The sequence below is a fragment of the Pseudomonas sp. WT-JTC genome (assembly GCF_056711565.1).
The window spans coordinates 4,371,337-4,390,210 of record NZ_CM160042.1 but is presented as its reverse complement, the minus strand read 5'-3'; the positions used below and the strand labels follow the sequence as shown (position 1 = coordinate 4,390,210).

Genomic DNA, 18,874 nt, shown 5'->3' with positions numbered 1-18,874 from the left:
TACCTGATGCCCCGCGTTATCGTTAACGCCTATCGCGAGCGAGCTCGCTCCTACAGAGGTCGGATCACATCCGGAACACGCCGAAGCGGCTCGGTTCGATTGGCGCGTTCAACGACGCGGACAAGGCCAGGGCCAGTACGTCGCGAGTCTGGGCCGGGTCGATGACACCGTCGTCCCACAGACGCGCGCTGGAATAGTAGGGGTGACCCTGTTCTTCGTACTGGTCGAGGATCGGTTGCTTGATCTCGGCTTCCTGCTCGGCACTGAAACCATGCCCACCGCGTTCGGCCTGTTCGCGCTTGACCTGTACCAGAACACCGGCAGCCTGTTCGGCGCCCATCACACCGATGCGCGCATTTGGCCACATCCACAGGAAACGCGGATCGTAGGCACGGCCACACATGCCGTAGTTACCTGCGCCGAAGCTGCCGCCAATGATCACCGTGAACTTCGGCACCTTGGCGCAAGCCACCGCCGTCACCAATTTCGCGCCGTGCTTGGCAATACCGCCGGCTTCGTATTTCTGGCCGACCATGAAGCCGGTGATGTTCTGCAAGAACAGCAAAGGAATGCCGCGCTGACAGGCCAGCTCAATGAAGTGCGCGCCTTTCTGCGCCGCTTCAGCGAAGAGAATGCCGTTGTTGGCGAGGATCGCGATCGGGTAACCGTGCAGGTAAGCAAAACCGCAGACCAGCGTTGTCCCGAACAGCGCCTTGAACTCGTCGAACACCGATCCGTCCACCAGTCGCGCAATCACTTCGCGCACGTCAAACGGTTGCTTGGCGTCGGCCGGGACCACACCGTACAACTCGTCACTGCTGTAGAGCGGGGCGATCGGAGTGCGTTGCTGAACCTCACCTTGCTTGCGCCAGTTGAGGTTGGCGACGCTGCGGCGCGCCAGCGCCAGAGCGTGCTCATCGCTCTCGGCGTAATGGTCGGCTACCCCGGAAATCTTGCAATGCACGTCAGCCCCACCGAGGTCTTCGGCGCTGACCACCTCACCGGTGGCGGCTTTCACCAGCGGCGGGCCGGCGAGGAAGATCGTCGCTTGTTCGCGGACCATGATCGCTTCGTCGGCCATCGCTGGCACATAGGCGCCGCCAGCGGTGCAGGAGCCCATGACCACGGCAATCTGCGGAATGCCCATGGCGCTCATGTTGGCCTGGTTGAAGAAGATCCGCCCGAAGTGCTCGCGGTCCGGAAACACTTCATCCTGACGCGGCAGGTTGGCACCGCCCGAATCCACCAGATAGATGCACGGCAGGCGATTTTGCTGGGCGATGGTCTGGGCACGCAGGTGTTTTTTTACCGTCAGAGGGTAATACGAGCCACCTTTTACCGTGGCGTCGTTGGCGACGATCATGCATTCGACGCCTTCCACGCGGCCAATCCCGGCAATCACGCCAGCAGCGGGAACGTCTTCGCCATACACCTGGTAGGCCGCCAGTTGGCTGATCTCCAGAAACGGCGAGCCCGGATCCAGCAAACGGTTGATGCGCTCGCGGGGCAGCAGTTTACCCCGCGAGGTGTGGCGCTCCTGCGCTTTCGGGCCGCCACCTTGGGCGACTTGGGCGAGCAGGGTGTGCAGGGCGTCGACCTGTTTGAGCATCGCCGCACTGTTGGCGGTGAACTCCGCTGAACGAGGGTTGAGCTGGGTATGCAGGATAGCCATGGACAGCTCCGTTTAGCGGGTTTCGTTGAACAGTTCGCGACCGATCAGCATGCGACGGATCTCACTGGTGCCGGCGCCGATTTCGTACAGCTTGGCGTCACGTAGCAGACGGCCCGCCGGGAATTCGTTGATGTAACCGTTTCCGCCGAGAATCTGGATCGCGTCGAGGGCCATTTGCGTGGCACGTTCGGCGGAATAGAGGATCACCCCGGCGGCGTCCTTGCGCGTGGTTTCGCCACGCTCGCAAGCCTGGGCCACGGCGTACAGGTAGGCGCGGCTGGCGTTGAGTTGGGTGTACATGTCGGCGACCTTGCCCTGGATCAACTGGAATTCGCCAATGCTCTGGCCGAACTGCTTGCGGTCGTGAATGTACGGCACGATCAGGTCCATGCACGCCTGCATGATCCCGGTCGGGCCACCGGACAGGACAACGCGCTCGTAGTCGAGGCCGCTCATCAGCACTTTCACGCCGCCGTTGAGCACGCCGAGGATGTTTTCTTCCGGCACTTCGACGTCATCGAAAAACAGCTCGCAGGTGTTCGAACCACGCATGCCGAGCTTGTCGAACTTGTTGCTGCGGCTGAAGCCTTTCCAGTCGCGCTCGACGATGAAGGCGGTGATGCCGTGGGGGCCTTTTTCCAGGTCGGTCTTGGCGTAGATCACATAGGTGTTGGCGTCCGGACCGTTGGTGATCCAGGTCTTGCTGCCGTTGAGCACGTACTTGTCGCCGCGTTTGTCGGCACGCAGTTTCATCGAGACCACGTCGGAACCGGCGTTTGGCTCGCTCATGGCCAATGCGCCGATGTGCTCGCCGCTGATCAGCTTCGGCAGGTATTTGGATTTCTGTTCGTGGTTGCCGTTGCGATTGATCTGGTTGACGCAGAGGTTGGAGTGGGCGCCGTAGGACAACGCCACCGAGGCCGAGCCACGGCTGATTTCTTCCATGGCCACCACGTGGGCCAGGTAACCCAGGCCGGCACCGCCGTATTCTTCCGGCACGGTAATGCCCAGCAGGCCCATGTCGCCGAATTTGCGCCACAGGTCGGCGGGGAACAGGTTGTCGGTGTCGATCTGAGCGGCGCGCGGGGCGATCTCTTTGGCGACGAAGGACTGAACCTGATCGCGCAGCATGTCGATGGTTTCACCGAGGGCAAAGTTCAGGGATGGGTAGCTCATGGGTCACCTTTTGGCTTTTTTGTCGGGTGGGGAGGGTCGTGATTCAGTTCTCACCTTTACGTTAACGTAAACCTGTGACGAATGGCTGTCAATCACCCTTTACGTTAACGTCAACTTGAGCGAGAGTAGAGGCAGTTCAAGATAGAAAAGCGGACCAACCCTGTAGGAGCGAGCTTGCTCGCGATGAACTTGAAGGCGACGCATTTTTCAGGCGGTACGCGTCATCGTTGACCTCCATCGCGAGCAAGCTCGCTCCTACAGGTAACCGCCGGTAGCCCATTAATAAAGACAATAGGGGTCGTCATGGATCAACCCAGTGCAAGCCCGCAACGCAGTTACACCCGTGGTTCCCAGGATAAAGCCTTGCTGGCGATGACTATCGGCCAGACGTTCGACAACACGGTTGCGCAGTACCCGGACGGGGAGGCGCTGGTGGTGCGCCATCAACAGCTGCGTTACACCTGGCGGCAATTGGCCGAGGCCGCTGACCTGCACGCCAGGGCGCTGTTGGCGTTGGGGTTGCAAGCCGGTGACCGGCTTGGCATCTGGGCACCAAACTGTGCGCAGTGGTGCATCAGCCAGATTGCCACCGCGAAAATCGGCGTGATTCTGGTCAACATCAATCCCGCGTATCGCAGTTCCGAACTCGAATACGTACTCAAGCAATCCGGTTGCCAATGGCTGGTATGCGCCGGGGCCTTCAAGACCTCGAACTATCACTCGATGCTGCAAGGCCTGGTGCCGGAACTGGCCGCGCAATCCATCGGCAAGTTGCACAGCGAGCGCTTGCCGGAGTTGCGCGGTGTCATCAGCCTGGATGCGCAGCCACCGTCGGGGTTCCTGCCATGGTCGCAACTGGCCGATCTGGCGGGCAGCGTGACGGTCGAGCAACTGCATGAGCGCCAGGACAGCCTGCATTTCGATCAGCCGGTGAATATCCAGTACACCTCCGGCACCACCGGGTTCCCCAAGGGCGCGACCCTCAGTCACTACAACATTCTCAACAATGGCTACATGGTCGGCGAAAGCCTGGGCCTGACGGCGGCCGATCGCCTGGTGATCCCGGTGCCGCTGTATCACTGCTTCGGCATGGTCATGGGCAACCTCGGCTGCATCACCCATGGCAGCACCATGATTTATCCAAACGACGCGTTCGATCCATTGCTGACCCTTGGCACCGTGGCTGAAGAAAAGGCCACGGCGCTGTACGGCGTGCCGACCATGTTCATTGCCATGCTCGATCAGCCGCAACGCGCCGGGTTCGACCTGTCGAGCCTGCGCACTGGCATCATGGCGGGCGCAACCTGTCCTATCGAAGTCATGCGCCGGGTCATCAGCGAAATGCATATGAGTGAAGTGCAGATTGCCTACGGCATGACGGAAACCAGCCCCGTGTCGTTGCAGACCGGTCCGTCGGACGATCTGGAATTGCGCGTCACCACGGTCGGGCGCACCCAGCCGCAACTGGAAAGCAAGATCATTGACGAGGCGGGCAACCTGGTGCCCCGTGGCACCATCGGTGAACTCTGTACCCGTGGCTACAGCGTGATGCTCGGCTACTGGAACAACCCGCAAGGCACCGCAGAAGCCATTGATCAGGCAGGCTGGATGCACACCGGCGACCTGGCGAGCATGAATGATGAGGGTTACGTGTGCATTGCCGGGCGTAACAAGGACATGATCATCCGTGGCGGTGAGAACATTTACCCGCGGGAGCTGGAAGAGTTTTTCTTTACTCATCCGGCTGTTGCGGACGTTCAGGTGATCGGCATTCCTTGCTCGCGCTACGGCGAAGAGATCGTCGCCTGGATCAAGTTCCACCCCGGCCACAGCGCCACCGAGCAAGAGCTGCAAACCTGGTGCAAGGAGCGCATCGCACACTTCAAGACGCCGCGCTACTTCAAGTTCGTCGAGGAGTTTCCTATGACCGTGACCGGCAAGATCCAGAAATTCCGGATGCGCGAGATCAGTATCGAGGAGTTGCGCATCAACAAGGCATGACGAGGCCTCTTGTAGAAGCGAGCTTGCTCGCGAAGAACTCAAGGATGCCGCGTTCATTCAGAATGTGCGCGTTATCGTTGGCGACCTTCGCGAGCAAGCTCGCTCCTACAGGGGGTGGTGAAATCTCAAATGCCAGACAGCACAAAGGGGAGCCGAGGCTCCCCTTTAATTTGTCGTTGCGCGTGCTCTTTTTTTATTATTGAGGGTCGGTCTGTTTTTGTTTTTGGCAACCGTTGCCCTTTACCGCTGTTTTTGGCGATCCCCATCCGGGATCAAGAGCAAACGTATTTTTTTGAGCGCTGATCTACTTTTTCGCCAAGCGATCCAACCAGTTCGGGAGCTACCTGAAGGTAGTTTTATTGTTCTCTGCCCGGTTGCGGGTAACTCCGAAAAGCACCCTGAAAAGCACATCTTCTCCAAAAAAATCTGTTAGCTGCGTCTCTGCCGTGTTGTTTTTGTTATGTCAGAGTCGTTACGTCTTGTTTTTATTAGGTTTGCCGCAATTTTTTTATTCTTGTTATGCGATAGATATAGCAGGAGGCATGCCAACTTTTTAAAAGCCTTTAAAATCAATGGTTTGGAGTTTTGTAGGGTTTTGCGCCTCAGGCAACACCCTACATTTTGTTTCCGTGTTACTCGCTTGCGCCCACGTTTGAGTCCGCGCGGTAACACCTGGACACACTCAGTGCACTCACTGTGCGCTGCGGGCCTTGGCCACGCGGGAGCCGGTAGGACGACCCAATACGCTGCAAATCCGCTGACCGGCGAGCACCAAGGCGTCGAGATCGATTCCGGTGTCGATGCCCAGGCCGTTGAGCAGGTAAACCACGTCTTCGGTCGCGACGTTACCGCTGGCGCCCTTGGCATAGGGGCAACCGCCCAGGCCGGCGATGGAGCTGTCGAACACCGCGATGCCTTCCAGCAGACTGGCGTAGATGTTGGCCACAGCCTGACCGTAGGTGTCGTGGAAATGCCCTGCGAGTTTTTCCCGGGGCACATCCTTTGATACCACTTCAAACATCTTGCGGGTTGCGCCAGCGGTGCCGGTGCCGATGGTGTCGCCCAGCGAAACCTCATAGCAGCCCATGGCATAGAGTTCGCGAGCGACCACGGCGACTTGCTCCGGGGCGACGTTACCTTCATAGGGGCAGCCCAGCACACAGGACACGTAACCGCGAACCGTCACGCCGTGTTGTCTTGCCGCGTCCATGATCGGTACGAAACGCTCCAGGCTTTCGCTAATCGAGCAGTTGATGTTGCGTTGGGAAAAAGCTTCGGATGCCGCCGCGAACACCGCCACTTCCTTCACTCCGGCCGCGAGGGCATCTTCGAAACCGCGCAGGTTGGGGGCGAGTGCGCCGTAGGTGACGTCCGGTTTGCGCTGGATCTGCGCGAAGACATCGGCGGAACCGGCCATCTGCGGCACCCACTTGGGCGAAACGAAACTGCCGACTTCTATATAGCCAAGTCCGGCTGCGGTCAGTGCATCGACCAGTTGCACCTTGTCGGCGACGCTGATGGGCTGGGCTTCGTTCTGCAGGCCGTCGCGGGGGCCGACTTCGACAATGCGTACGTGGGAGGGGAGGGACATGGGCTTCGACCTGTGCTGATTGTCTGAATGCTGAGAGAACCCTGTAGGAGCGAGCTTGCTCGCGATGGGCTCCCAGGCACCGCGTTTGTCCAGCAGACACGCGTTATCGTTAACGGCCATCGCGAGCAAGCTCGCTCCTACAGGGGGCGGTGTGGATTTACTGAATCGATTCCTGGCTTTTGAGCGTCTGCTCCAGCGCCTGCACGCAGCGCTCTTCGGCAGTGTCCAGCTCCAGTTTCATCTGTTCGATGTCCAGCAACTGCTGCTCAAGCTGCTCACGGCGCTCGCTGATTTTCGCCAGCATGCTGTGCAGTTGCTTGGTGTTACCGCTGGACGGGTCGTAGAGCTCGATCAACTCGCGGCATTCAGCCAGTGAGAAACCGATGCGTTTACCCCGCAGGATCAGCTTCAGGCTGACCTTGTCGCGAGGCGAGTAAATGCGTTCCTGGCCACGGCGCTCGGGGCTGAGCAGGCCTTGCTCTTCATAAAAGCGAATGGCGCGGGTGGTGATATCGAGCTCGCGGGCGAGATCGGAAATGCTGTAGGTCTGGCTGCTCATGGGCGCGCTCGCAAAAGGTCATGGCGCTAAGCTAATGGCAGGTTGACGTTTACGTCAAGGGGCAGAGGTCTTCGCTGTTCTGACTGGCCCCACCGCGAGCAAGCTTGCTCGCGATGGGGGCACCTCGGTATCAAGCCCTACACCTTCTCGAGCTTTTTCTCCTGCGCCGTCACTTGCTGGCACAACTCGATCATCTGCTCGCGCATCCAGCGGTTCGCCGGGTCCTGGTCAGTGCTTTCGTGCCAGTAAAGGTGGGTTTCCACCGGCGGTACATCGTTGACCGGCAGATAAAAGGCGTGCAGGTCGTTGCGGCGGGCGAAGCGTTCCGGCACGGTCATGACCATGTCCGTCTGCTGCAACACCTGCGAGGCCATCAGGTAATGCTGGGAGCGCAGGGCGATCTTGCGCTGGATGCCCATCTTGCCCAGCGCCAGGTCGACATAGCCGAGGCCGCTGCGGCGGCTGGAAATGTGGATGTGGGTCAGGCCCAGGTAATCATCCAGCGTGAGTTTCTCTTTGCCCGCCAGCGGATGCCCCTTGCGCATGGCGCACACGTAGCGGTCTTCCATCAATTTGACATGACGTACCTGCGGGTCGGTGTTGAGCGGCGCATCGACCGCGAAGTCGAGGCGTCCGGCGGCCAGTTCCTTGGTGGTTTCGCGACGTTTGGACAGGAAGCTTTCGATGATCACCGTCGGCGCCAGGCGGCGCAGGCGCTGGAACAGCGGCGGCAGGATCACAGCTTCGGTGAGGTCGGTCATGCTGATGCGGTAGGTCTTGACCGCCTGCTGCGGGTTGAATATGCGGCTTTCCTGCACCGACACGCGCAGCAGCGAGAGTGCGTTGCGCACCGGGCCGATGATGTTCTGGGCCATGGGCGTCGGCACCATGCCCTGGGCGGTGCGCACGAACAGCGGGTCGTTGAAGGTCTCGCGTAGACGCGCCAGCGCATTCGACACCGCCGGTTGGGTGATGCCGACGATTTGCCCGGCGCGGGTCAGGTTGGCTTCGGTGTAGATCGCGTCGAAGACGATGAAAAGGTTGAGATCGACCTTGCTCAGATTCATTACGCGGGCTCTCTTATTGTGTGGGCGGACTGACCGTGACGATCAGTCGATCATATATCGGTGATGAATGTTAATACACGCCGAGAATAGGCTAGGTAAATTATCAACGCTGTTCTAGCATCGATTGCATGATCTAAACAACCTCCCCCAAGAAGGTATCTTGCTCATGGATTTCGCTTATTCGCCCAAGGTTCAGGAACTGCGCGAGCGCGTGACAGCGTTCATGGACACCTACGTTTATCCCGCCGAAGCCGTGTTCGAACGGCAGGTCGCCGAAGGCGATCGCTGGCAGCCGACCGCGATCATGGAAGAGCTCAAGGCCAAGGCCAAGGCCGAAGGCCTGTGGAATTTGTTTCTGCCTGAGTCAGAACTGGGTGCCGGCCTGACCAACCTCGAATACGCGCCGCTGGCGGAAATCATGGGCCGCTCGCTGCTGGGGCCAGAGCCGTTCAACTGCTCGGCACCGGACACCGGCAACATGGAAGTGCTGGTGCGTTACGCCAACGAAGAGCAGAAACAACGCTGGCTCGAACCCTTGCTGCGCGGCGAGATCCGCTCGGCATTCGCCATGACCGAACCGGATGTAGCATCCTCCGACGCCACCAACATGGCTGCCCGTGCGGTGCGCGATGGCGACGAGTGGGTGATCAATGGCAAGAAATGGTGGACCTCGGGTGCTTGCGACCCGCGCTGCAAGATCCTGATTTTCATGGGGCTGAGCAATCCGGACGGGCCACGTCACGCCCAGCACTCGATGATTCTGGTGCCGGTGGACACCCCCGGGGTAAAAATCCTGCGTCCGCTGCCGGTGTTCGGCTACGACGACGCTCCCCACGGTCACGCCGAAGTGCTGTTTGAAAATGTCCGGGTGCCGTACGAAAACGTCCTGCTGGGCGAAGGCCGTGGCTTCGAAATTGCTCAAGGTCGCCTTGGCCCGGGCCGGATTCACCACTGCATGCGTTCGATCGGCATGGCCGAGCGTGCGCTGGAACTGATGTGCAAACGCTCGGTGAGCCGTACGGCATTCGGCAAACCCCTGGCGCGGCTGGGCGGTAACGTCGACAAGATCGCCGACTCGCGGATGGAGATCGACATGGCACGCCTGCTGACACTGAAGGCGGCGTACATGATGGACACGGTTGGCAACAAAGTGGCCCGCAGCGAGATCGCGCAGATCAAGGTCGTCGCGCCAAACGTTGCGTTGCGAGTGATCGACCGGGCGATCCAGATCCATGGCGGGGCAGGGGTTTCCAACGATTTCCCGCTGGCCTACATGTATGCGATGCAGCGCACCCTGCGCCTGGCCGACGGCCCGGATGAAGTGCACCGTGCGGCGATTGGCAAGTTCGAGATCGGCAAGTACGTGCCGAAGGAAATGATGCGTAGCGGGCATTAAGACCGCGGTGTTGCCATTCGCGGGCAAGCCCGCTCCCACAGGTATTATGTGGGAGCGGGCTTGCTCGCGAAGGCGTCATTCCCTTCAATGCAGCAACATCAGATTCAATACACCCAAACCTCAACCCGTCGATTCCTGATCCTTCCTTCATCGGCGCTATTGGCCGCCACCGGCATTTCGGCACCGAATCCACGAATCTCGCGAAACACCACGCCGCTCTTCACCAACTCCCGGCGTACCGCCATGGCCCGCAGTTTCGACAACAGATCGGCGCGCGCCGGGTCGCTCTTGGCATCGCCAAACCCCACCAGCGTGACCTGTCCCTCGGCCTTGCCGTGCTGTTTGATATAGTCGAGCACCCGCCACAGGTCCTGTCGGGCCTTGTTGTCCAGGGTGGCGCTGCCTTCCTCGAAGCGGAAGTTCACCGACAACCGTTGCGCGTGACGGCTCAGCGCCTGATAACCCTCGGGCATCAACGCATTGGGCGTCACGGCCATGGCCTGGACGGTTTGGGCAATAAATCCGTTGGCGGCCACAATGGCTTGACCGTCAGCGCTTTGGGCAAAGGCCACCAGGGCATTGGCCCAGGGATTTTTTTCGTTGGGTGGCAGGTAGAAGAACAATCGGCGGGACAGCGGATAGTCTTCGGTGGCAATCAGGCTGTTGAGCGGCAGCATGGCTTGCGATTGACCGTCGACAATGGCAACAGCCCTGGCCTGGCGCACGTAGGGTAAACCGATGAAACCGATGCCTTGTGGATCAGCGCTGACCGCATCGGACAGTTGTTCGCTGGACTCGAAGCGCTTCGCCGCGCTGCCGAGGGTTTTCCCACGATTACTGAGGACCAGTTCCTTGAAGGTGTCGTAGGTCCCGGACTGATCGTCCCGTGCATACAGATGAATCGGCCCGCCATGGCCGCCGATGTCTTCCCAGGTCTTCACTTCGCCACTGAAAATACGCGCCAGTTGCACGGTGTCGAGTTGATTCAGCGGATTGTCCGGGTGAAGAATGATCGCCAGGCCGTCGATGGCGATGACCTGTTCGGCGCTGGGGCTTTTCAGGTCACCGAGGGACTGCAGGCTGGCCAGTTCGCTGTCCTTGATCGGGCGCGATGAGGCGGCCAGATCGGCACGGGCTGCTTTTAGCGCAGTGAAACCGGTACTGGAACCATGGGCTGCCACCTCCACCACGATCCGACGGCCCTGGGCGGTTTCACCGACAATGCGCAGTTCGTTGGCGGTGTCCGGGGTTTCGCGGTGAATCCTGCGCAGGCCCTGCGCGCTCAACAACCCCTCGACCAGCGCCGGCCCCAATGCCGCACCGATGGTATTGGAACCCTGAATGCGCAGCACCGGGCCGTGTTCGGGTGTCGGCAAGTCGCCGGCCGAGCCTGCCTGCGGCAAGCCCATGCACAGCATCAACAGGAACAACACGCGCAGCATCATGCCGGCACCTTGTATAGCCAAAGGAGGTGTCGGGAGATTAAGTCAGTAAGGTTTCCGAAAAATGACACTTTGCAAATGTGGGAGCGGGCTTGCTCGCGAAGGGGCCATAACATTCAATGTCGATGTTGAATGTAGGACCGCCTTCGCGAGCAAGCCCGCTCCCACAGGGAATTAATGCAACCGTCAGAGATCAGCTCAACTCAAGCCAGATCGGCGCATGGTCCGAAGGTTTTTCCATGCCGCGCAGTTCGTAGTCCACCCCGGCGGCCTTAACCCGCGGCAGCAAGCCGTGGGAGGCGAGGATCAGGTCGATACGCAGGCCACGCTTGGGCTCGTCTTCGAAGCCACGGCTGCGGTAGTCGAACCAGCTGAAGGTGTCGGTCACGTCCGGGTTCAAGTGACGGAAACTGTCGACCAGGCCCCAGTTTTTCAGGCGGGCCATCCACTCGCGCTCTTCGGGCAGGAAGCTGCATTTGCCGGTTTTCAGCCAGCGCTTCATGTTGTCCGGGCCGATGCCGATGTCACAGTCTTCCGGGGAAATGTTCACATCGCCCATCACCACCAGTGGCTGGTCGTTCTTGAACTGGCTTTCCAGCAATAGCTGCAAATCGTTGTAGAAGCGTTCCTTGGCCGGGAATTTGGTCGGGTGGTCGCGGCTTTCGCCCTGTGGGAAATAACCGTTCATGATGGTCACCGGCACGCCGTTGGCGTCGGCAAAGGTGCCCCAGATGAAGCGCCGTTGGGCGTCCTCTTCGTCGGTGGCGAAACCTTTATGCAGGGCCAGCGGCTCCTGGCGCGAGAGCAGGGCGACGCCGTAGTGGCCTTTTTGCCCGTGGAAATACACGTGATAGCCCAGGGCCCTGACTTCCTCGAGAGGGAACTGGTCGTCGTGGACCTTGGTTTCCTGCAGGCCGATCACATCGGGCTGGTGCTTTTCGATCAGCGCCGCCAGCTGATGGGGACGGGCGCGCAGCCCGTTGATGTTGAAGGAGACGATCTTCATGGTCGGCAGTCCTGGCAAAAGGGCGATGCTAGCTGACATGGGGGAATCGGGCCAGTGTGGGGTGAGGGGATTCGGTTTTGCCTGTCAGCTTTATGTGGGCAGTGATGGCCCCTTCGCGAGCAAGCCCGCTCCCACAAAAGCAAAGGCGATTTCATTGCCTACACTGATTTCGGATCTGTAAGGAATTGTGTCAGTGCCAATCAGCTCGTAACAACAAGAGCGCAGCCTTCCGAGCTGTGCCGGGGAGATCGACCGTCATGCCCGAAACCTCGACCGCCATTGCCGATATTCACATGCTCGACAGCGGCTACGCCCGCGAAGCGCGTTCGCTGCTGTACCAGGCGTATCGACATGAGCCGACCTTCGGCTATTTGTTCGAAGCCGAGCGCCCCGGTTACGAACAGCGGGTTCGCGCCACCGTGCGCGAACTGGTGAACCAGCATTTTCTCCAGGACCTGCCGGCCATCGGCCTGCTGGTCAACGACCGCCTGATCGGCATCGCCCTGATCGCACCGCCGCAACGTCGTCTTGGCATCACCGAAAGTTGGGCCTGGCGCCTGCGCATGGTGCTCAGCACGGGGTTTCGCTGTACTCGTCGCTACCTCGAATATCACGCTGCCGTGGAGGCCTGCGTGCCGAACGACTCGGTGCACGTCCTGCCATTGCTGGGGGTACATCCGCAGTTCCAGGGCAAACACTTCGGCGAGCAGTTGCTGCAGGCCGTGCACAACTGGTGCGCGGTGGATGAAAACTCACAGGGGGTAATTCTCGACACCGGCAATCCGCGTTATCTGGAGTTCTACAAGCGTCAGGGCTATGAGGAAATCGGCGAGGTCGCCGTAGGACCGGTTCGCGAGCACGTGTTTTTTCACCCCAATCCTCAGGTGCTGCACACCGCATCGGCCTGAACCGAGAACTTTCCGGGGAAGTCATGCTCTATCACGCTCTCAAGCTCGTGATAGCATCCGCGCCTATGAAGTTTCCAGGAAGAAATACCAGCGCTGTGCTGATGCTGATGATCAGCTGCGCGGCGCTGGCACAAAGTGAATTGGATGTGCGTGTCAAACCGTCCAATGATGAGCTCAAGGCCAATATAGAAGGCTATATCGGCAGCCTCGGCGATCGCGACGAACAGGCGTTGCTGCGCTTCGGCCGTGGCGCCGAAGAACAGGCGCGCAAGGCCGCCCAGGCCTTGGGTTATTACCAGCCGCAGATCGACAGCGAGGTGAAGGGTGGCGACACGCCGCGCCTGGTGTTGAAGGTCGACCCCGGCGAACCGGTGCATCTGCGCAATGTCACGGTGCGTGTCGACGGTCCGGCTGCCTCCCTCAAGTCCTTTCGAGTCCCCAAAAGCGACGCGCTCAAGCCCGGTGCCGTACTCAATCATGGCCGCTACGAGGACGCCAAGCGCCTGATCCAGAATCAGGCTTCGCGCTATGGCTTTTTCAGCGGCCGTTTCACCCGTTCAAAACTGTCGGTCGACCCACGGGCCGGCGTCGCCGATATCGAATTGATCTATGAAAGTGGTCCGCGCTATACCTTGGGCAAAGTCAGTTTCCAGGGTGATACGCCGTTCGATGACGAGCTGCTGCAGCGCATGGTGCCCTTCAAGGCCGGTACGCCCTATGACTCGGAACTGATCGCCGAACTCAATCAGAACCTGCAATCGAGCGGTTACTTCGAAGGCGTGCGCGTGGACGCGGCACCCACGGCGTCCAGGAACGATGCGATCCCGGTCGACGTCAAGCTTGAAACCCGCAAGCCACGGACCATGGGCCTGGGCCTGGGTTTTTCCACCGACGTCGGCCCACGGGCCAAGGCCAACTGGACCCGGCACTGGGTTAACGCGCAAGGGCACAGTTACGGCTGGGAGGCCGAGATCTCGGCGCCACGGCAAAACGTCGGGCTGTTCTACGACATTCCGCTGGACCCACCGCTGACGGACAAACTGCGTTTTGCCGGCGGCTATCAGAATGAGGACATCGCGGGCACCGACACCCACAGCAAGCTGCTGACCCTTGGCCCCGAGTGGCACAGCAAATTGCCCAGCGGCTGGCAACGGGTGGTGTCGCTGAAATGGCAGCGCGAGGATTACCAACTGGGTGACGACTCGGGACTCAGTACCTTGCTGATGCCCGGTGTGAGCTACTCATACCTCAAGAGCGACAACCGCATCGACCCGCACAACGGTTATCGCCTGCAATTCGAAAGCAAAGTGGCCAAGGAAGGTCTGGGTTCCGACAGCAACCTGATCTACGGCACGGCATTGGTCAAAGGCTTGACCACGGTGTTCGACAACCATCGCTTCCTCGGGCGGGTGCAGGTCGGCGGCAGTGCCACCAACGGTTTCAAATCGGTACCGCCGTCGTTGCGCTTCTTCGCCGGTGGCGACCAGAGTGTGCGCGGTTACGACTATCAGAGCCTGTCCCCGGAAAACTCCGACGGTGACCGCATCGGTGGCCGCTACATGGTGGCTGCCAGCGCGGAATATCAGTATTCCATCGCCGAAAAATGGCGGATCGCGACCTTTGTCGATCAGGGCAACTCATTCAATACACTCGAACTGCCGAACCTCAAGACCGGGGTCGGTATCGGCGTGCGTTGGGTATCGCCGGTGGGGCCGATCCGCCTCGACCTGGCGCATGCGCTGGACGACGATGGTGGTATTCGACTGCACTTTTCCATGGGGCCTGAGCTGTGAAGCGTGGTTTGAAAGTAACGCTGCTGGCGATGGCGGCGCTGTTGATGCTGGTTGTGCTGACGCTGGCCACGGTGTTGGGCACGGCGACGGGCAGCCGCTGGGCGTTGGGCTTCGTACCGGGTTTGACCCTGGACAACTTCCAGGGCCGGCTGGGCGGGCAATGGAGTGCCGACCGGGTGTTGTGGCAACAGGACAACAACCGGGTCGAGCTGAGCCAGGTGATTTTTGCCTGGTCGCCGCTGTGCCTGACCCGCATGACCTTGTGCGTCGAGCAATTGCAGGCCGGTCAGGTCAGCCTGACCTTCCCGCCGGGTGCAGAAGAACCGGGCAGCGGCCCGATCACGCTACCGGAACTGAAGTTGCCATTGGCCATCGAACTTGGAGAGATCAAGGTCGGCAGCCTGTTGTTCAACGGCAGCGAAGAGCTCAAGGGTTTGCAACTCGCGGCGCACTGGACGACGGCCGGTTTGCAGATCGACTCTGCATCGTTACAGCGCGAAGACCTGAGCCTGAGTCTGTCCGGCCTGCTGCAACCGAGCGGTAACTGGCCGCTCAGCGCCGAAGGCAAACTGACCTTGTTGTCGACACCCGAGCCCTTGGCGCTGGCGTTGAAGATCGACGGCGACCTGCTGAAAACCCTGAACCTGAAAGCCGACAGCAGCGGTTACCTCAACGGGCAACTGACAGGCGAACTGAAACCGCTGGTGGAAAACCTGCCGGCCAAGGTACGAATCACCGCCGATGGCTTCAAGCCCGGTGCCGATCTGCCGGACACCCTGCAACTCAATCAGCTTGAGCTCACTGGTGCCGGTGACTTGAAGAGCGGCTACGCGCTGCTCGGCAAAGCCACGTTACCCGCCGAGCAAGGGCCGGTCGCCTTGGCGCTGCAAGGCAAGGTCGACGCCAGCGGCGCGCAGATCGCCGCGCTGGACCTGACCGCCAATGACAAGCAAAGCCTCAAGCTCACCGGGCAGCTGGATTGGAGCAAAGGCCTGAGCGCCGAGGCGAAGATCGACTGGCTGGACTTCCCGTGGCACCGGCTCTATCCGGTGATCGACGAGCCGGAGGTGACGTTGCGCCGCTTCAACGGCGAGGTGTCCTACACCGACGGCAAATACCTCGGTCACTTTGACGCCGCTGCGGATGGTCCTGCCGGCGCTTTCACCCTGGCCAGCCCGTTCGCGGGCGACCTGACGAAAATCTACCTGCAACAGATTCAACTCCAGGCCGGGCAGGGCAAGGCCGAGGGGCACTTGAACCTGCAATTCGCCGACGGCATTGCCTGGGACACCGCGCTGGACTTGTCGGCGATCAACCCGGCGTACTGGGTTGCGGAGCTGCCGGGCACGCTGGCCGGGCCGTTGCGCAGCCAGGGCGAGATGAAGAACGAAACGCTCAGCCTCAATGCAGACCTGGACCTCAAGGGCAAACTGCGCGGTCAACCGGCGGTGATCCAGGCCAAGGCCGATGGCCGTGGTGAGCAATGGAACCTCAACGCCCTGCAAGTTCGCCTCGGCGATAACAGCATCAGCGGCAAAGGCAGCCTGCAACAGAAACTCGCCGGGCAGATCGATCTCAAGCTGCCGCACCTGGCCCAGCTCTGGCCGCAACTGCGTGGCCAACTCAATGGCCGCGTGGATGTCGCCGGCACACTCACGGCGCCCCAAGGCAAGCTTGACCTGCAAGGCTCGCAACTGGCCTTCCAGGACAATCGCCTGCAAAGCCTGAACCTCGACGCCACGCTGGACAGTGCGCAACGGGCGAAAATCGACCTCAAGGGCAGCGGCATCCGGGCCGGCGACACCTCGCTGGGAACGCTGACCGCCAGCGGCCAGGGCGACATCAAAAACCAGAAGCTGAGCCTCGACCTGCAAGGGCCGAAGCTGAAACTGGCCCTGGGCCTGGACGGTACGTTGGACAAAGGCAATTGGCGCGGACGCCTGGCCAGCGGTGATATCCAGGCCGGTGGCCAGGACTGGAAGCTGCAAGGGCCGGCGAAACTCGAACGCCTGGCGGACGGCAAAATCAACTTCGGCGCTCATTGCTGGGCGTCCGGCCAGGCCAGCCTGTGCGGTGAAGACTCGCGCCTGATGCCCGAGCCGAAGCTGCGTTATCACCTCAAGCAATTCCCGATCGACAGCCTCGCGCAGTGGTTGCCGAAGGATTTCGCCTGGCAGGGCCGGCTCAATGCCGACCTGCAACTGGACCTGCCGGCCAGTGGCCCGAATGGCCAGATCAGCGTCGATGCCGGTGGCGGCACGTTACGCATCAAGGAAAAGGACCAGTGGCTGGACTTCCCGTACCAGACCCTGAAACTCACCAGCAAACTCACGCCCAAACGCATCGACACCGAACTTGATTTCGTCGGTGGCAAACTCGGTGAACTGATGGTGCAGGCGCAGCTCAATCCGTTGCCGAAGAACAAACCGCTAAGCGGCTCGTTCCGCTTGAACGGGCTGGACCTGTCGGTGGCGCGGCCGTTTGTGCCAATGGTCGAAAAGCTGGCCGGGCGCCTGAATGGCAGTGGCACGATTTCCGGTGGGCTGTTGGCGCCGCAGGTCAATGGCAGCCTGCAACTCAGCGACGGCGTGGTGGCCGGGCCCGAGCTACCGATGGAGCTGCAAAACCTGCACGTTCAAGCGCTGATCTCCGGTGAAAGCGTACAGCTCAATGGCGGCTGGAACAGCGGCAAGGCCGGGCAGGGCAGCCTGAACGGCAACATCGCCTGGGGTCAGGCGCTGGTGGTGGATCTGGCGCTCAAGGGGACGCAGTTGCCGGTCACCGTCGAGCCTTACGCCAAGCTTGAAGTCGCACCGGACCTGAAGATTTCGATGAAGGGCGACGAACTGGCCATCGCCGGCAAAGTGCTGGTGCCCAAAGGCGAGATCACCATTCGCGAGTTGCCGCCGTCGACGGTCAAGGTCTCCGATGACACGGTGATCGTCGGGCAGCAAACCGAGCAGGGCAAGCCGCCGCTGGCCATGAGGATGGATATCGAAGTGCTGGTCGGCGAGGACAAGCTGAGCTTTGCCGGGTTTGGCTTGACGGCCAATGTGCAGGGGCATGTGCACATCGGCGACAACATGGACACCCGTGGCGAGCTGTGGCTCAACGACGGTCGCTATCGCGCCTACGGCCAGCGGCTTTCGGTGCGCCGGGCACGCTTGCTGTTTGCCGGGCCTATCGACCAGCCGTACCTGGACATCGAGGCCATTCGCAAGACTGACGACATCATCGCCGGCATTCGTTTGAGTGGCAGCGCCGAGCAGCCGACCACACAGATCTTCTCCGAACCGGCCATGAGCCAGGAGCAGGCCCTGTCTTATCTGGTGCTCGGGCGTCCGCTGAGCAGCAACGGCGAAGACAACAACATGCTCGCCCAGGCGGCCCTCGGTCTGGGCTTGATGGGCAGTGCCGGGGTGACTGGCGATCTGGCGAAGAACCTGGGGATCCAGGACTTCCAGCTCGACACCCAGGGCAGCGGCACCACCACCAGTGTGGTGGCCAGCGGCAACCTGTCCGAGAAGCTCAGCCTGCGCTATGGCGTTGGCGTGTTCGAACCGGCCAACACCATTGCCTTGCGCTACAAGCTGAGCAAAAAGGTCTACCTCGAAGCCGCCGGCGGCGTGGCCAGTTCGCTGGACATCTTTTACAAGCGGGACTTCTAATTCTCAATCAAGCGGCGGTTCGGCAATCCGGTTTGCCTGCTCAGGCGGCCTGATAGCCTGTCTTTTGTTTGCGGTGTACATATCCGTTTCTTCGGCAACGGCGACTTAGGGTTTCGCCCTGACGGCGACTCACTTTTTTTACAAGCGCCTAAAAAAAGTAAGCAAAAAAACGCTCGCCCCGAACGTCCGGCCCCTCGCTTAGGCTCGGGGTTCCTTCGCTCCGGCATTCATCCGGGGGCATTGTTCTACGGTTTGCTTCGCTGCACCTCCCTGCAATGTGTGCGGCTGCGCCGCACGGCGCTGCGCGCCTATCCCCGGATGAACACCGGAACGAGGCCTGCCGAGGGGGCGGGTGGATCAAGATCAAGAGCGGCAGGCGAGCTAACGCTCGCTCCTGTAGGAGCGAGCTTGCTCGCGATGGACGTCAACGATGACGCGGGCTGCCTGAATGCCCGCGGTGTCCTGGCGTTTTTCGCGAGCCAGCTCGCTCCTACAGGGGAACGCGTTCAATTGCGATCAGGCCGGCCGGTAGGCCGCCTCGCTTTGGCTTTGGCTGTTGATCTTCTTGCCCCCTCGTGAGGCCGAACGTCAGGGG

12 protein-coding genes are annotated in these 18,874 nt (G+C 60.7%); 5 read left to right on the top strand and 7 right to left on the bottom strand.

The annotated features are described in order from the left end of the window. Positions 1-64: 64 nt before the first annotated feature. Positions 65-1,672, bottom strand: a complete 1,608-nt coding sequence (locus AC06G5_RS19995) for a carboxyl transferase domain-containing protein (RefSeq protein WP_413427498.1) — start codon at positions 1,670-1,672, stop codon at positions 65-67. Between the two features lie 12 nt (positions 1,673-1,684). Further along, on the bottom strand, positions 1,685-2,848 hold the full coding sequence (locus tag AC06G5_RS19990; RefSeq protein ID WP_413427499.1) for an isovaleryl-CoA dehydrogenase: 1,164 nt from the start codon (positions 2,846-2,848) through the stop codon (positions 1,685-1,687). 303 nt (positions 2,849-3,151) lie between these two features. Here AC06G5_RS19990 and AC06G5_RS19985 point away from each other — a divergent pair, with 303 nt between their 5' ends. Continuing rightward, positions 3,152-4,849 (top strand): AMP-binding protein, encoded by a 1,698-nt coding sequence (locus AC06G5_RS19985; RefSeq protein WP_413427500.1) that lies wholly within the window; start codon positions 3,152-3,154, stop codon positions 4,847-4,849. 691 nt (positions 4,850-5,540) lie between these two features. On the opposite strand, the gene AC06G5_RS19980 is transcribed toward AC06G5_RS19985, so the two are convergent. The 3 genes from AC06G5_RS19980 to AC06G5_RS19970 all read right to left on the bottom strand — a co-directional run bounded on the left by AC06G5_RS19980 (position 5,541) and on the right by AC06G5_RS19970 (position 8,066). After that, positions 5,541-6,440 (bottom strand): hydroxymethylglutaryl-CoA lyase, encoded by a 900-nt coding sequence (locus tag AC06G5_RS19980; RefSeq protein ID WP_413427501.1) that lies wholly within the window; start codon positions 6,438-6,440, stop codon positions 5,541-5,543. 157 nt (positions 6,441-6,597) lie between these two features. Continuing rightward, positions 6,598-6,999 (bottom strand): MerR family transcriptional regulator, encoded by a 402-nt coding sequence (locus AC06G5_RS19975; protein ID WP_007980992.1) that lies wholly within the window; start codon positions 6,997-6,999, stop codon positions 6,598-6,600. A 137-nt stretch (positions 7,000-7,136) separates the two neighbouring features. Continuing rightward, positions 7,137-8,066, bottom strand: a complete 930-nt coding sequence (locus tag AC06G5_RS19970; protein WP_008053617.1) for a LysR family transcriptional regulator — start codon at positions 8,064-8,066, stop codon at positions 7,137-7,139. A gap of 166 nt (positions 8,067-8,232) precedes the next feature. Here AC06G5_RS19970 and AC06G5_RS19965 point away from each other — a divergent pair, with 166 nt between their 5' ends. Continuing rightward, positions 8,233-9,462 carry an acyl-CoA dehydrogenase gene (locus AC06G5_RS19965; protein WP_413427502.1) on the top strand — a complete coding sequence of 410 codons (1,230 nt, stop codon included), beginning with the start codon at positions 8,233-8,235 and terminating at the stop codon, positions 9,460-9,462. 104 nt (positions 9,463-9,566) lie between these two features. On the opposite strand, the gene AC06G5_RS19960 is transcribed toward AC06G5_RS19965, so the two are convergent. After that, a complete protein-coding gene (locus AC06G5_RS19960) occupies positions 9,567-10,907 on the bottom strand; it encodes a substrate-binding domain-containing protein (protein ID WP_413427503.1) in 1,341 nt (446 codons plus the stop codon). A 190-nt stretch (positions 10,908-11,097) separates the two neighbouring features. Further along, positions 11,098-11,910 carry an exodeoxyribonuclease III gene (gene xthA, locus AC06G5_RS19955; protein WP_413427504.1) on the bottom strand — a complete coding sequence of 271 codons (813 nt, stop codon included), beginning with the start codon at positions 11,908-11,910 and terminating at the stop codon, positions 11,098-11,100. A 257-nt stretch (positions 11,911-12,167) separates the two neighbouring features. Here xthA and AC06G5_RS19950 point away from each other — a divergent pair, with 257 nt between their 5' ends. The 3 genes from AC06G5_RS19950 to AC06G5_RS19940 all read left to right on the top strand — a co-directional run bounded on the left by AC06G5_RS19950 (position 12,168) and on the right by AC06G5_RS19940 (position 18,279). Beyond that, the gene (locus AC06G5_RS19950; RefSeq protein ID WP_413427505.1) at positions 12,168-12,818 is read left to right on the top strand and encodes a GNAT family N-acetyltransferase; all 651 of its coding nucleotides are present in this window, start codon (positions 12,168-12,170) and stop codon (positions 12,816-12,818) included. Positions 12,819-12,883: 65 nt separating this feature from the next. Then, positions 12,884-14,611 carry an autotransporter assembly complex protein TamA gene (locus tag AC06G5_RS19945; protein ID WP_480458163.1) on the top strand — a complete coding sequence of 576 codons (1,728 nt, stop codon included), beginning with the start codon at positions 12,884-12,886 and terminating at the stop codon, positions 14,609-14,611. After that, positions 14,608-18,279, top strand: a complete 3,672-nt coding sequence (locus AC06G5_RS19940) for a translocation/assembly module TamB domain-containing protein (RefSeq protein ID WP_413427507.1) — start codon at positions 14,608-14,610, stop codon at positions 18,277-18,279. The genes AC06G5_RS19945 and AC06G5_RS19940 overlap by 4 nt, the downstream gene beginning before the upstream one ends. Positions 18,280-18,874: the final 595 nt, after the last annotated feature.

Bases quoted from the DNA above. Each gene is read 5' to 3' on its own strand.
- AC06G5_RS19975 (WP_007980992.1), bottom strand. From the start codon at position 6,999: ATGAGCAGCCAGACCTACAGCATTTCCGATCTCGCCCGCGAGCTCGAT.
- AC06G5_RS19965 (WP_413427502.1), top strand. From the start codon at position 8,233: ATGGATTTCGCTTATTCGCCCAAGGTTCAGGAACTGCGCGAGCGCGTG.
- AC06G5_RS19995 (WP_413427498.1), bottom strand. From the start codon at position 1,672: ATGGCTATCCTGCATACCCAGCTCAACCCTCGTTCAGCGGAGTTCACC.
- AC06G5_RS19960 (WP_413427503.1), bottom strand. From the start codon at position 10,907: ATGATGCTGCGCGTGTTGTTCCTGTTGATGCTGTGCATGGGCTTGCCG.
- AC06G5_RS19980 (WP_413427501.1), bottom strand. From the start codon at position 6,440: ATGTCCCTCCCCTCCCACGTACGCATTGTCGAAGTCGGCCCCCGCGAC.
- xthA (WP_413427504.1), bottom strand. From the start codon at position 11,910: ATGAAGATCGTCTCCTTCAACATCAACGGGCTGCGCGCCCGTCCCCAT.
- AC06G5_RS19990 (WP_413427499.1), bottom strand. From the start codon at position 2,848: ATGAGCTACCCATCCCTGAACTTTGCCCTCGGTGAAACCATCGACATG.
- AC06G5_RS19970 (WP_008053617.1), bottom strand. From the start codon at position 8,066: ATGAATCTGAGCAAGGTCGATCTCAACCTTTTCATCGTCTTCGACGCG.
- AC06G5_RS19945 (WP_480458163.1), top strand. From the start codon at position 12,884: ATGAAGTTTCCAGGAAGAAATACCAGCGCTGTGCTGATGCTGATGATC.
- AC06G5_RS19950 (WP_413427505.1), top strand. From the start codon at position 12,168: ATGCCCGAAACCTCGACCGCCATTGCCGATATTCACATGCTCGACAGC.
- AC06G5_RS19985 (WP_413427500.1), top strand. From the start codon at position 3,152: ATGGATCAACCCAGTGCAAGCCCGCAACGCAGTTACACCCGTGGTTCC.